General features: G+C 36.6%; 8 protein-coding genes. 1 reads left to right on the top strand and 7 read right to left on the bottom strand.

What is annotated here, in order from left to right:
• Positions 1 to 6 precede the first annotated feature (6 nt).
• Positions 7 to 8,625, top strand: a complete 8,619-nt coding sequence (locus YQ22_RS02470) for a malectin domain-containing carbohydrate-binding protein (protein WP_232231300.1) — start codon at positions 7 to 9, stop codon at positions 8,623 to 8,625.
• Positions 8,626 to 8,700: 75 nt separating this feature from the next.
• Here YQ22_RS02470 and YQ22_RS02465 read toward each other — a convergent pair whose 3' ends face one another.
• The 7 genes from YQ22_RS02465 to YQ22_RS02435 all read right to left on the bottom strand — a co-directional run bounded on the left by YQ22_RS02465 (position 8,701) and on the right by YQ22_RS02435 (position 14,984).
• A complete protein-coding gene (locus YQ22_RS02465) occupies positions 8,701 to 9,411 on the bottom strand; it encodes a YebC/PmpR family DNA-binding transcriptional regulator (RefSeq protein WP_071339946.1) in 711 nt (236 codons plus the stop codon).
• A gap of 82 nt (positions 9,412 to 9,493) precedes the next feature.
• Positions 9,494 to 9,784 (bottom strand): 4a-hydroxytetrahydrobiopterin dehydratase, encoded by a 291-nt coding sequence (locus YQ22_RS02460; RefSeq protein ID WP_058105510.1) that lies wholly within the window; start codon positions 9,782 to 9,784, stop codon positions 9,494 to 9,496.
• Between the two features lie 17 nt (positions 9,785 to 9,801).
• Positions 9,802 to 10,629: a sugar nucleotide-binding protein gene (locus YQ22_RS02455; RefSeq protein WP_071339945.1), complete on the bottom strand. Its 828-nt coding sequence runs from the start codon at positions 10,627 to 10,629 to the stop codon at positions 9,802 to 9,804.
• Positions 10,626 to 11,540, bottom strand: coding sequence for a glutaminase (locus tag YQ22_RS02450; protein WP_071339944.1), 915 nt, complete (start codon positions 11,538 to 11,540; stop codon positions 10,626 to 10,628). Before YQ22_RS02450 ends, YQ22_RS02455 begins: the two co-directional genes overlap by 4 nt.
• Positions 11,537 to 12,625, bottom strand: coding sequence for a glycine cleavage system aminomethyltransferase GcvT (gcvT, locus tag YQ22_RS02445; RefSeq protein WP_071339943.1), 1,089 nt, complete (start codon positions 12,623 to 12,625; stop codon positions 11,537 to 11,539). Before gcvT ends, YQ22_RS02450 begins: the two co-directional genes overlap by 4 nt.
• A 96-nt stretch (positions 12,626 to 12,721) precedes the next feature.
• Positions 12,722 to 14,017, bottom strand: a complete 1,296-nt coding sequence (gene thrC, locus YQ22_RS02440; protein WP_071339942.1) for a threonine synthase — start codon at positions 14,015 to 14,017, stop codon at positions 12,722 to 12,724.
• 40 nt (positions 14,018 to 14,057) lie between these two features.
• Positions 14,058 to 14,984: a homoserine kinase gene (locus YQ22_RS02435; RefSeq protein WP_058105373.1), complete on the bottom strand. Its 927-nt coding sequence runs from the start codon at positions 14,982 to 14,984 to the stop codon at positions 14,058 to 14,060.
• Positions 14,985 to 14,993 lie beyond the last annotated feature (9 nt).

The following is a 14,993-nucleotide window of genomic DNA, read 5'->3' as shown; positions in this document are numbered from 1 at the left end:
AATAAGATGGAAAAAAGAAATTATATACATAACGAGCTTCTGCTGAAAATGAAGCATATAATGCCATTTGATATCAACTATCTGTCAATGACAAATGCTAAAAATACAATGTTGACATTTATATTGTTATTGCTCATAGGAGTGAATACAATAAGTGCCCAAAGTTTTGATCAAAGTAATCTTAATTTTAATGGTCATAGTGGGGTAAGTCAAGGAACTTCACTAATATACGGACCTGATGGTAGATTGTACGTGTTGAATTTAAATGGTACAATAGATATTTTTACCGTTCAAAAAAATGGAAGTAATGATTATGTGGTCACGGCGTCTGAAAAACTTTTGGATGTAAAAAATATACCTAATCACAATGATGATGGGAGTACAAATAGTGGAGATGACAGGGAAGCTACTGGTATAACCGTTGCGGGCACGGCATCAAATCCGATAATATATGTCACATCAAGTGATTCTAGAGTTGGAGGTCCAAGTGGAGATTTGAATCTTGATACTAATTCAGGGGTAATTACCCGTTTTACTTGGTTAGGTAGTAATTGGGAAGTAGTTGATATTGTTAGAGGCTTACCTAGATCAGAAGAAAATCATGCAACCAATGGTTTGGAATTTGTAACACTAGGTGGTGTGGACTTTCTAATAGTTGCACAAGGCGGGCATACCAATGCGGGATCTCCATCTGATAATTTTGCTTGGACAACTGAATATGCGTTATCTGCAGCAATTTTATCTGTTAATTTAGATTTAATAGAAGCAATGCCTATTAATAATGATGGTAGAAATTACATTTATGATATCCCTACTTTAGATGATCCAACCCGGAGCAATGCTAATGGTATAGAAGACCCGGATAATCAAGGATATGATGGTATAGATATTAACGATCCATGGGGCGGTAATGATGGACTTAATCAGGCTAAAATTGTACCAGGTGGACCAGTTCAAATTTTTTCGCCGGGTTATAGAAATGCATATGATTTGGTAGTTACAAATTCAGGAGCTGTTTATGTTACCGATAACGGAGCTAATGGAGGCTGGGGAGGATTTCCCAATAATGAAGGTACGGAAAATGTCACAAATGAATATAATTCTAGTGAACCAGGAAGTAGTTCTTCAATTGGAGGTGAAAAAGTAGATAATAATGACCACTTGACATTGGTTACTAATAATATCCAAGCGTATTCTCAAGGGTCGTTTTATGGAGGACATCCTGCACCAATTAGAGCCAATCCTGCAACAGCAGGGCTCTACACAAATCCTTCGGTCAATAATACTAATAACGCGGTATTTAGAACTTTAATTTATGACCCAACTGGTTTAAAAGGTCCAGGGTACACAACAGATCAAAGTATTGCACTTCCAGTTGATTGGCCTCCGGTACCGTTAAATATGGCCGACACGGATCAAGGAGATTGGAGAGGTCCTTCGGTATCCAATCCGGATGGTCCAAATGATGAAATTGTAACAATTTGGGATAATAATACCAATGGTATAGATGAGTATACCTCTACAATTTTCAGTGGTTCGGAGAGTATGGTTGGAGATTTGATAGCAGGTGAGAATAACGGGGGTATTTTAAAAAGAGTAAAATTAAATTCAGATGGTAGTTTAAGTAATTTGACAGATCCCTTTGCTTCTGGACTTGGAGGAAATGCATTGGGTATTACGTGTAATTCAGATACTGATCCTTTTCCAGGAACCATTTGGGTAGCTACATTTAATGGTACTATTAAAATATTAGAGCCTCAGCCATTAGTAGTTTGTTTAGATTCTTCTGATCCATCTTACTCGGGTCTGGCAGATACGGATCAAGATGGTTATACAAATCAAGATGAAGTTCAAAATAATGTTGACCATTGTAATGGTGGTTCTCAGCCAGAGGATTTTGATAAAGCGGCTGGTGGTGTTTTGATATCGGATATAAATGATGATGATGATGATAATGATGGAATTTTAGATGCAAATGACCCATTTCAATTAGGTAACCCATTAGATAATGGTTCGGATGGATTTGATTTGCCAGTAGAGAATGAACTGTTCTCTGATAATTTAACTTTAGGAGGATATAGGGGTCTAGGTTTTACAGGGTTGATGAATAATGGTGCGGCTAATCCTAATTGGTCCAATTGGTTAGATGTTGTAGGAGAAGGTCCAAACCCCAATGATATTTTAGGTGGAGCCGTTGGAGCAATGACCATGCAAATGACTTCTGGTACTGCATTCGGTACCTCAAATTCTCAAGAAAAAGGTTTTCAGTATGGGGTCAATGTTGATCAATCAATAGGCTCTTTTACAGTATCAGGTAAAATATTTGGATTTACTGATCCTACGCAAATTTATGGTGATGAATCACCAAATGACAGTGAATTAGGAATATTTTTAGGAGATGGAACGCAGAGTAACTATATAAAGGTTGTATTGACAAAAAATGGAATTTTGGCTTTGCAAGAAATTAATGATGTCGCTCAAACCCCATTGACAGTTACATTTACGGTACCAAATAGACCATCTAATAATGTTATTTTTTCATTCAATGTTAATGCGGTAACTGCAGATGTTGAAATTTTATATAGTATAGATGGAAATTCTTCGATTTCTTTGGGTACCATTGAAGCTTCTGGCTCTATTAAAACTGCAATACAAGAATCTAATGAAATTTTGGCCGTAGGTCTAATTGGAACTTCTAATGAGGAGGGAAAAGAAGTTCAGGGTACTTGGGATTTCCTAAACGTATCGGGAAGTAAGCCGATAATTACTCAAACTATAGCCGATTTAGATATATTAATAGATTCACCAAATCAAGAAATCAATTTAGCTAATTACTTTGACGATGATTTAGGTGTTGAAAATTTAACCTTTACCGTTGATAGTAATTCGAATAACGCTATTGGTGCGGTAATTACAGGTAATGTGTTAACGATGAGTTTCCCGGACTTGGAAACTAGCTCAACTATTACTATAAGGGCTACAGATTCTGACGCTTTGTTTGTCGATCAAACTTTTACAGTAAATGTTATGGAACAACCTGCTGTTTTGTTTAGGGTCAATGCTGGTGGTGCTAGTATTACTGCAACGGATTTTCCAAATCCAGATTGGATAGGTAATGATGTAGAGGGCGTAACTAATGGAAATAATTTTAGTGTTAATACCGGTAATATTTCAACCTATTCGGGTACTAGTCTGCATTCTTCGGTGCCAGATTATGTTCCAGAAGAAATTTTTAATCAAGAAAGATGGGATCCCGCACCGCTACCGGAAATGGAATGGGCATTTAATACCGGTAACGGAACATTCACCGTAAATCTGTTTATGGCCAATGGTTACGCTGGAACCGCTTCAAATGGACAACGAATTTTTGATATAAATATGGAGGGGGCATTGGTAGTTAATGATAAAGATTTATCTGCACAGTATGGTCATAAGATCGGAGCAATGGAAAGCTATCAAGTGACAGTTACAGATGGTGTTTTTAACATAGAATTTATCCATCAAACAGAAAATCCATTAATAAATGCAATTGAAATTTTAGGTGCCGGTGATGTAGTGAATTTACCAATAATGATTAATCCTATTGCTAATCAAATAAATAATTTGGGTGAGACACCTAATTTAAATATAACTGCAAGTGGAGGCGATCCCAATGAAAATTTCACTTTTACAGCTACTGGGTTACCACCGGGTTTAAGTATTGAACCTACGCAAGGGGCAATTTTAGGAACCATTTCTCCATACGCAACTGATGCTGGACAATACGATGTTACAGTTACCGTTAGCAAGCCATTATCAACAGCGGCAAATTTGAATTTCGCTTGGACAGTAAAAGATCCTAACACTACGAACTCAGTCTTGTATCGTATTAATGCAGGTGGAAGCCTAGTAACTTCTACAGACGGAGATATTAATTGGGAAGAAGATCAGGCATTAACTGGTGCCAATGGTAGTGCACAGAACGGTATACCTTCTACATATGTTAATTCAACAGATGATGATAAAACTTATGGGGCAGCATTGCCAACTTCATTTGTTAATAATACCTCATATCCTAATAGTTTATTTTCAACTGAGAGATATAATACGTTGGCACAGCCAGCAAATATGCAATGGGACATACCTTTACCTCAAGGTTTTTATACAGTTAATTTAATTTTTGCAGAAATATGGACAGGAGCTAATACGGCTGGGGTGCGTGTATTCGATGTGGCTATTGAGGGTGATATTGTTTTAAATGATTTTGATCAAACTGCTAATTACGGTTTTGCAACTGCCGGTGTCGAGACTTTTATTATAGAAGTGAATGATGGAAATTTAGATATTGATTTTATAAAAGGTGTAGAAAACCCTAACATAAAAGGTATTGAGGTTATTGCGAGTGGCACCCCTGCAAGCAGTAATTGGACAAATATAGTTAACCTAACGGAACACACACCAAGACATGAAAATTCATTTGTTCAATTAGGTGATAAATTCTATTTGTTTGGTGGTAGAGAAAGTGCTGATAAAATGGATATTTATAATTATTCAACAAATACCTGGTCTCAAGCAGCTTCGACAGCTCCTTTTGAATTCAACCATTTTCAAGCTGTCGCTTACGAAGGTTTAATTTGGGTAATAGGTTCATTTAAAGACAATAGCTATCCAAACGAATCACCTGCAGATAATATTTATATGTACGACCCAGTTGAGGATATCTGGATTCAAGGTCCAGCAATTCCAAATAACAGAAAAAGAGGATCTGCTGGATTGGTAATGTATAATAATAAATTTTATGTGGTAGCAGGTAATACAGTTGGTCATAATGGCGGTTATATTCCTTGGTTCGATGAATATGATCCCGCAACTGGTGAATGGACCGTATTGGAAAATGCTCCTCGCTCAAGAGATCATTTTCATGCTACAGTTGCAAATAACAAACTTTATGTTTTAGGGGGTAGATTAACTGGTGGTGAAGGCGGAACATTTGCCCCTGTAATTTCAGAAGTTGATGTTTATGATTTTACGTCATCAAGTTGGTCAACATTACCTTCATCGGCAAATTTGCCAACTCCACGTGCTGCATCTGCAACCGTTAATTTTGATGGAAAAATTGTGGTCATTGGTGGTGAAGGTAATGGGCAGGCATATGTTAATACCGATGAATTGGATATAAGTACCAATACATGGTCAAGTTTAAGTGATTTAAATCATCCGCGTCATGGCACACAAGGCATAGTATCTGGTAATGGTATATGGATTACTTCTGGTTCTCCAAATCAAGGTGGTGGAAATCAAAACAATATGGAAGTCTACGGAGTGGACAATCCCACAGGTGTAAAAGTTTTGCCCAGTATATTATCAACACCTTCTTCGGTAACGATAGCGCAAGGTGAATCCGAAGATTTGTTATTGGAATTGTCTGGTGGAAATCAAGGTGTTTATATAAAGTCTTTGACACTAACGGGTACAAATAACACGAAATTTAATATTGTAGGTGAGACTAGTTTTTTAATTGAAGCTGGTACCACTAAGACTGTTAAAATTGAACATGTTGGTTCTCAAGCTGGTGAAGCTGCAACTTTAGTTTTGACTTATGGAGATAACAATACTAAAAATATTAGTCTATCCAGTGGAGAGGAAGTTGCCACAGTTTTATATCGAGTGAATGTTGGAGGAACATTGATAACAGCCTCGGATTCTCCTAATCCTGATTGGAGTACTGACCAAGGGGAATTTGGTGCAATTGGCAATTCACAGTATTTATCTGCCGCAACTGCGCCTGGAGGTTTGTATAACAAATCAGCTGGTTCCGCTTATTCTGGGTCTATTGTTATGTCTCATGCTTCTTTACCAGCTGGAACACCTAGTAGTATTTTTGAAACGGAAAGGTATGATGGTCCAAGTGATCCTGAAATGTTATGGCAATTTCCAGTAGATCCAGAAACTGAAATTGAAGTAAGATTGTATTTTGCTGAGCTATATAGTCAAATAACCGGTCCAGGTCAAAGAGTTTTTGATATTTCAATGGAGGGGTCAATACCTGATGATTTAAAAGATATAGACCCATTTGCTGAAGCTGGTGCTTTAGGTGCATTCATGATCAGTCATAAGATAATGGTTACTGATGGAGTGTTGGATTTAGAGTTTATTCATGGTGTAGAAAACCCATCATTAAAAGCAATAGAAATTGTTGAGTTAGGCGGTACTCCAACCTCTGGATTACCACCAGTAGTAGCTAATCCAGGAGCCCAGATGAGTGTTGATGGTGATTCGGTTAACTTACAGATTGTGGCAAATGATGAAAATACAGATTCATGTGGTCCATTAAGTTACGCAGCTACTAATTTACCTCCAAATTTAACTATAGATACCGAAACGGGTTTAATTTCGGGAACAATTCTCAGTGGTTCTGGTAGCGGTACGGCCGGTGCTTTTATAGAAAATAATGGTATAGTAATTTTTGAGGCAGAAACCGATTTTGTCGATACTTCTGGAGGATGGAATATTGAGTCGGAATCTGGTAATACTTACCTGGCTGCAAGCACAGACCATTTTGGTAATCTTAATGGGCAAAGTGTTAGTTACAATGTTGAAATAACAACTCCTGGTGTGTATCGCTTTCACATGAAATCAAAAATTTCTGGTTCATCTTCTACAGATAAAAATGATACTTGGTTTAAAATTGAGAATACTTCCAATGTTCATTTCTTTACTGTCCAAGGTGGTTCACTTTCAAGTACTCAGCAATTTTTAAATGAATTGAACGATACGCAAAGTACCTCAAAAACTTTATATTGGCCAAAGGGTAACACCCAAGGAAGACCTGATCATGGAAATGAGAATCCTGGAATAAATGGTTTTTTCAAGGTTTATACAAATACTATATCCAATTCATGGACTACTAAAACTATTGATAATAACGGGTGGCCCATATATGCATATTTTGAAAGCCCTGGCACATATGAATTAACTATGAGTGAGCGTTCAGAAGGACATATGATAGATAGACTAGCTTTAACGTTGATAGATGGTGCTGCAGGTACAGGGGTCAATAATTCTATACTAAATGGTTCACCATCTGAACAAAACATTGGAGCTACTCTTGGAGCTTCGGAGAACAGTCCATATAATGTTGCTGTCACCGTAAGTGATGCTTGTGACCCTTCTTCAAGTTCTATAATAGAATTTAATTGGAACGTTACCGCACAACCAATTGGAAATCCTGAGGCAACAGTTCAGGTAACGCCAGGTGATGACGTAGAGGCATCTACTTATGGAAATAATTCGTTTATTATAAGTAATACAGGTGATGATGATATTTTAAATATAAAAATTAATACAGCTTCGGGATATATGATGGATGTAGTTTTTGATCCTGTAGGTACGGCGGGTGATAGTGTTGCAAAATGTTTAACATCAGGAGATGCAGGAAATTCTGCAAGTGCGGTTGGTTTAACTGTACCAGGTAACGGAGGTTCTGATAGTGCCGATTGTATAAGTATATTTGAACAGCCCCATAATGGAGTTAACAATGCAGAAGGTTTTGATGTTCTAAACTTGAGTTTTACAGATTTTAATCCTGGAGAATCATATTCTTTTGGCGTAGATATGGATCCTACAACTATAAAAGGAGATTTATCTTCTGGAGATGCAGGTTCAATTTCTGGGTTTGAATTAATAGGTGCCACAATTAGTATAGAATTTGCAAGCGGGGTGGTGTATACGACCAGTTTATACGATGAAGGTTCATTAGGTGGATCGAAAGCTATAGTGAACAGTGTAAGTAACTCATTGGTTGGGCCAAGTATTTTGATTGATGGGTCAGCTACTTCGCGAGTTGCGACCCAAGCTAATCAAGTTGTACAGGTTACAGGTGAGCCAAATGCTATGGTAAGTTTATTGCGTGTTGATGGTAGACTACATATAGATGCGGGCAATCCATCTATAGGTTATGATATTGATCTTTTCGAGGCGAATGAAGCTATGGTAAAAGAATTATATACCGCACAGCTTGACGAATCTGGCATAGCTTATATTCCTGTGGTATTAACGGAGACGAGTGGGACCACTGGAACTCCAAACGGAGGGCTAAATCACTTTATTGCTGTGGTTACTGGAGATGATAATACAAATAGTATTGCGTCAAATACTATAGTTTTAGATTATGATCCAACAGCGGCATTATCCGATTTAACGGTTTCTTATACTTTGCAAGGTCGTACAGATCATTCTATTGATTTAACTGTTGGTATATATGAAGTTGGATCAGCTATTCCTCTGTTAGAATTTACACCTTCAGGTGATGTTAATGGAGAAGCGCAATTAATGGGTATTCCATTAGGGACTTACGAAGTAGCTATTAAATCTGGAATGCATCTGCAAAAAGTTTCAACCCTGACTTTTGAAGCAGGTGATAATAGTATTAATGTAGGGGAATTGAGAGTTGGGGATGCGAATAATGATAATTCGATAGGTCTAGAGGATTATTCGTTTTTAGTAACCACTTTTAATTTGAGTTCAAGTGATGACAATTATAATCCTCAAGCAGATTTTAATGGCGACGGTGCTGTAGGCTTGGAAGATTTTTCACTTTTGGTATCTAATTTTAACGTTAATGGTGAGTTGCCTAGTGGACTTTAAATCTATAAAAGTATTAATAAACAAAAAAGGAGACCTGACAAGGTCTCCTTTTTTATTTATTTTAAACGATAAAAATTATTCTTCCATTGAATGATATACATTCTGTACATCATCATCCTCTTCTAATTTTTCTAAGAGCTTTTCTACGTCTGCAGCTTCTTCCACGTTTAACTTTTTAGTGACTTGCGGAATTCTTTCAAATCCAGATGATAAAATTTCTATATCACGGTTTTCCAATTCTTTTTGTAAAGCTCCAAAGCTTTCGAAAGGTCCGTAGATTAGAATTCCATCGTCATCAACAAAGACTTCTTCTGCTCCAAAATCGATCAATTCCAGTTCCAATTCCTCTGGGTCAATACCTTCTGCAGGTATTCTAAAATTACAAGTATGGTCGAACATAAATTCAACAGAGCCAGAAGTACCTAAGTTACCATTACATTTATTAAAATAACTTCTAACATTGGCAACCGTTCTTGTATTATTATCAGTTGCGGTTTCTACTAAAACAGCTATGCCGTGAGGTGCATACCCTTCAAAAAGAACTTCCTTATAGTCACCAAGACTTTTGTCACTAGCTCTTTTTATAGCGCGTTCAACATTGTCTTTAGGCATGTTGACAGATTTCGCGTTTTGTATAACGGCTCTTAGTCTGGAATTGGAGTCTGGATCTGGTCCACCTTCTTTTACGGCCATTACAATGTCTTTACCTATACGAGTAAAGGCTTTTGACATTGCCGACCATCTTTTCATTTTACGTGCTTTTCTAAATTCAAAAGCTCTTCCCATGGTAAATTATTTTAAACAAATGTACAAAAACGGGTAATGTTCAGAAATCATTGAAATGAATTTCTTTAGTGCACCGTTTTAATTAAAATTCACTTTCTATAATATCTTCTATAGTTCTAGCTAAAACAAAGTCTTTTTCCGTAACACCATTGGCATCATGGGTGTTTAAGCGAATATTCAATGTGTTATAAACATTGCTCCAATCTGGATGATGACCTTGAGCCTCACATTCAAAAGCAATACGTGTCATCACTGAAAACGCTTCTTTAAAATTTTTAAATTCAAAGGTGGTTTCTATGGCTCCATCCACATACTCCCATCCGTCAAGTTGACCTAAATAGTCCGCTATTTGTTGATCTGTAAATTTTTCCATTTCTTTCATAATTGTTTCTAATTTAAAACATGATGGTCAATAATATCTTGAAAAGTAAATTGTAAATTTTTGGGTAACTTATTTATTTTTGGAAGTACGGCTAAATATATATCCTCATTGGTAGTATAGACTCTTTTAATTATAGGGTTAAAATTGCCTACGCGTTCTAATATTTCTTTTATAAAATCTTCATGATGGGTAAGGTCATTACTTCCTAAGTGATAAATACCCGTTTTATTTCTATTAATAAGGTAGTGAATTTGTTGAGTAAGCTTGTCATCATTTGTCACATTTAATATCAAATTGGGAAAAACTTCTACCGATTCATTTTCTATAATAGATTTTTTCATTGCCTTGATTCTTGGCGATGCGTTACCAAAAACCATAGGGACCCGTAGAATTGCCATTTTTTCTTTTGGCAATCTAAGAAGCATATTTTCGATCTTTATTTTTAGTCTGCCATAGACACTCTCAGATAATGTTTTGTCCATTTCATAAGAAGGGTATTTACTGTAGGCGTCAAATACATTCGCAGATGAAATAAAATAGAGCTTACACTTTTCTTCAGCGACATACTTGACCATATGGTCATGGGCAATAACCAAGGCAGCAAAATTTCCTCTCAAGGCAGAAATTATAACTTGAGGCTTTATCTCTTCTAAAACTTCAACAATATCATCTTCTTCAACATTGTATTGAACAAATTGTTTGTTAGATGAATATGAATTTGCCGCATGACAATAAGTGCCATAAGTATCGAAGTAATTACAAAGTTCTTTGTATATAGCATTACCTATGAAGCCACTTGCGCCAATAATCAGTATTTTCTTTGTCTCTATTTTCAAAAAATGGAAAGTTCTGTTTCTGTGGTCAATTTTTCCAGCGCAAGCATACCTAATTTTGAATTCCCTTTAGGGTTGAGTCCCGGAGACCAAGTTGCTACGCAAAATTTGTTTGGTAGTAAGGCTACTATACCGCCACCAACACCACTTTTACCTGGTAGCCCAACTTCAAATGCAAATTCACCGGCTTCATCATAAAAGCCACATGTAAGCATTATGGCATTAATACGTTTTACCTGAGATAAGGTTAAAAATGTTTTGTTTCTTCTGCATTTGCCATGATTCATGAATACATAAAAAACATGAGTTAGTTGTTCGCAATTCATGGCAAGGGAGCATTGATGAAAATAGAAGTCTAAAACAGCATCAACATCATTATTTAAATTTTTATATGACTTCAAAAGATTGGCAGCCGCAAAATTCCGGAATCCTGTTTTCTTTTCGGAAAGTGCCACGGTTTCATCATAATCTATGGTGTCGTCATTTGCAATTTGGCGTACGAAGGATAAAAAATCATCTTTAGGGTTCTTCAATTGAGAAACTAAAATATCTGCAATAACGATTGCCCCAGGATTTATTAATGGATTTCTGGGGATACCATTTTCCAATTCCAATAGGGACAAATGGTTGAACGGATCGCCAGAAGGTTCAACATCTACACGTTTCCAAACATCTTCCCCAATAAGGCCTAAAACCATTGAGAGTGTTAAAACTTTAGAAATACTCTGTATGGAAAAAAGTTCATTTGAATCTCCTGCAGAAAAATTATTTTGATGATTGTCAATTAGATGTATCCCAAAATTGTTAACATCAACTTTTTCCAATTCCGGTATGTAGTCTGCAATTTTTCCTCTTTCCTTTTCTTTGGATGCGGTTTCATTAATTGCATTTAGAACACTTTGGTAATCTATCATTTACTTTTGTAAAATGGTAATTTAACTATCGTGGCAGGTATTGCATTTTTTCTGATCTGTATGTTGATTTTACTGCCAACTTCGGAGAAAATAGGCGGTACATAGCCTAATCCAATTCCGGTTCCCATTGAAGGTGACATAGTGCCAGAGGTGACTTCACCTATGGTTTTACCGTTACCGTCAACAATGTCATAGTCTTGTCTAGGTATTCCACGTTCATCTAATTCAAATGCGACTAATTTACGTTCAGGACCCTGTTGTTTCTCTTTTTGCAAAGCTTCAGAATTAACAAAGTTTTTCGTGAATTTGGTTATCCAGCCCAAACCAGCCTCAAAAGGAGAGGTAGTGTCGTTAATATCATTTCCATATAGACAATATCCCATTTCTAATCTTAAGGTATCTCTTGCGGCCAAGCCAATTGGTTTTATTCCAAAATTGGCCCCAGCTTCAAAAACCTTGTCCCAAATTTGTTTTACTTCTTCATTTTTACAGTAAATTTCAAATCCGCCAGAACCTGTATAGCCCGTTGCAGATATGATTACATTTTCTATTCCAGCAAAATCGGATACTTCAAAATGATAAAATTTAATATCGGATAAATTCACGGAGGTTAGGGACTGCATTGCCTCTACGGCTTTTGGACCCTGTATGGCCAAAAGCGAATAACCTTCAGATATGTCTCTCATATCTGCCTTAAATTCTGCATTATAAGAAGAAATATGATTCCAATCTTTTTCAATATTGGATGCATTTACGACTAAAAGATATTGTTCTTCTTTTATGCGATATACAATAAGGTCGTCAACAATACCGCCATTTTCATTTGGTAAGCAGCTATATTGAGCTCTGCCTATGGTTAACTTAGATGCATCATTTGAAGTTACTTTTTGTATTAAATCTAAGGCAGTAGGACCAGAGATTAAAAATTCGCCCATATGTGATACATCGAAAACCCCAACACCGTTACGAACAGTTTCATGTTCAGCATTTACACCTTCGTAAGAAACAGGCATGTTGTAACCGGCAAAAGGAACCATTTTGGCACCAAGAGATTCATGTGTTGAAGTAAGCGCAGTATTTTTCATCTTCTATATATATTGACGATGCAAATTTATCGAAAATAAATAGAAGCCAATGTGGCTAACCAGGGAATTGAAAAAATATTATAACCTTGAAGTTATCTAAGAACTTAAAAGAAAATTTTTAAGTTCATCATAACTAGCAATTTTAATGGATGCCTTGGTTTTATTTATTACTTTTTGAATTTGTGCAGGAATCTCCAGCTTTTCATCAAGGGTTTCCTCAACAATATCTAAAAACTTGACCGGGTGAGCGGTTTCTAGGAAAATACCATAAGTATCAGGATGTAGCTCTTGATATTTTTTTAGTCCTAAATAACCTACGGCACCATGTGGGTCGGCAACATAACCATTGATATCATTAATCTCTTTTAAGGCTTTCTTTGTTTCGTTATCTGTAAAAGAGTAGGCAGAAAGATTGTCCTTTAGCAAATCAAAATTATTCTGAAACAAGTGTCTAATTCTAATGAAGTTACTTGGGTCTCCAACGTCCATAGCATTAGAGATAGTAGCTGTAGACGGCTTTGGTGAATATTCTTTGGTTTGCATAAATTGGGGCACGGTATCATTTACATTTGTAGCTGCGATAAAGTGTTTTACCGGCATGCCTAAACGTTGTGCCATTAGCCCTGCACAGATATTCCCGAAATTACCGGAAGGGACTGAGAATATGATTTCCTTATCTTGTGGTTTAGCTTGTTTGTAGGCAAAAAGAAAATAGAATAACTGCGGTAACCAACGTGCAACATTAATGGAGTTAGCAGAAGTTAATTTCATGTTATCAAGCAATTCCTTATCCAAAAATGCATTTTTTACCATTGCCTGGCAATCATCGAACATACCGTCTACCTCTAGTGCCGTAATATTTTGTCCTAAAGTAGTCAGTTGTCTTTCTTGAATTTCACTTACTTTACCGCTTGGGTACAGTATAACAACTTTTACACCATCTACGCCTAGAAAACCGTTAGCAACTGCGCCACCGGTATCGCCCGATGTAGCTACAAGTACGGTTACTTCATTTTTTGATGCTCTAGAAAAATATCCTAGGCACTGTGCCATAAAACGAGCGCCAACATCTTTAAAAGCCATGGTTGGACCATGAAAAAGTTCTAATGTACCAATGTTGGAAGTAATGTCAATAACCGGAAAATCGAAGTCTAGCACCTCTTTTAGTATATCTTTCAATACATTATCTGGTATAACTTCTGTTACAAATTGACGAATAGCCGTAAAAGCGATTTCCTCATTGGTAAGATTTTCAATATGCTCAAAAAACGAAGCTGGTAGAGGGGTTATTTCTTCTGGAAAATATAAGCCTTTATCAGGTGCAATACCATTGACAACGGCGGTGTCAAAAGAAACTTTGGGTGCAGTATTGTTTAAACTATAGAATTTCAAGATGAGTATGTTTAATGGTTAGTAGTAAACTACTTTTTATTTATAAAATTTTTACGCCTTCGGTGTTTATTTTAGAGACATGAATTTCGTAGTCTATTCCAATTTTATCATAGACTTTTTTCATGGACTCACCTACTTTTAAAGCGGTATCTTTTCCTTTGCTGAATGCAAAAATAGAAGGTCCTGATCCAGATATACCAGATCCTAATGCTCCGGCTTCCAAAGAAACCTTTTTAACTTCGTCAAAACCCGGAATTAAAATAGAACGTATTGGTTCAACAATATGATCTTCTAGGGAACGACCGATTAAATCATAATCTTTTTTGAAAAGTCCGGCTACTAATCCACCTACATTTCCCCATTGTTTAATTCCTGTTTCCATAGAGATAGTTGTTTTCAAAATCTTTCTGGAATCAGAAGTTTTTATTTCTATCTGCGGATGAATTATGGTCAAATATAATTCAGTTGGAGCCGGTATATCAATGATATCTAGCGGACTATAACTACGTACTAAAGTGAAACCGCCAAATAGGGCGGGAGCCACATTGTCTGCGTGGGCTACATCACTTGCCAAACGTTCACCTTCCATGGCAAATTTTACCAATTCAGTTTTGCTAAAGGGGTTGCCCAATAAGTGGTTCATGGCCCAAACAGCACCTGCAGAACTAGCAGCGCTACTACCTATACCACTGCCAGGTTTTATTTTTTTATCTATTTCGATTTCAAACCCGCCGTCATAATCAGAGGCTAATAGAAATGCGTTACCAGCAACTCCTGCCACATTGTTCAATGTCTCTTTTGGTAAATCTTGTCCGGTAAGTTTTGTTATTTTAATACCTTTTTGAGGCACTTTTCTAACCACCATTTCATCACCGACCGAGTCTAGGGCGACACCAAGCACATCAAATCCGCATGAAACGTTGGCAACTGTTGCAGGGCAAAATACTTTAATTTCGTTTGTAGCCATAATGAAAGT

The organism is Maribacter sp. 1_2014MBL_MicDiv (assembly GCF_001865655.1).
GTDB lineage: Bacteria > Bacteroidota > Bacteroidia > Flavobacteriales > Flavobacteriaceae > Maribacter > Maribacter dokdonensis.
This window is presented reverse-complemented; position numbering and strand designations above follow the sequence as displayed.

Excerpts from the sequence above, each read along its gene's own strand:
- YQ22_RS02470 (WP_232231300.1), top strand. The coding sequence starts at position 7 with ATGGAAAAAAGAAATTATATACATAACGAGCTTCTGCTGAAAATGAAG.
- YQ22_RS02465 (WP_071339946.1), bottom strand. The coding sequence starts at position 9,411 with ATGGGAAGAGCTTTTGAATTTAGAAAAGCACGTAAAATGAAAAGATGG.
- YQ22_RS02460 (WP_058105510.1), bottom strand. The coding sequence starts at position 9,784 with ATGGAAAAATTTACAGATCAACAAATAGCGGACTATTTAGGTCAACTT.
- YQ22_RS02450 (WP_071339944.1), bottom strand. The coding sequence starts at position 11,540 with ATGATAGATTACCAAAGTGTTCTAAATGCAATTAATGAAACCGCATCC.
- gcvT (WP_071339943.1), bottom strand. The coding sequence starts at position 12,625 with ATGAAAAATACTGCGCTTACTTCAACACATGAATCTCTTGGTGCCAAA.
- YQ22_RS02435 (WP_058105373.1), bottom strand. The coding sequence starts at position 14,984 with ATGGCTACAAACGAAATTAAAGTATTTTGCCCTGCAACAGTTGCCAAC.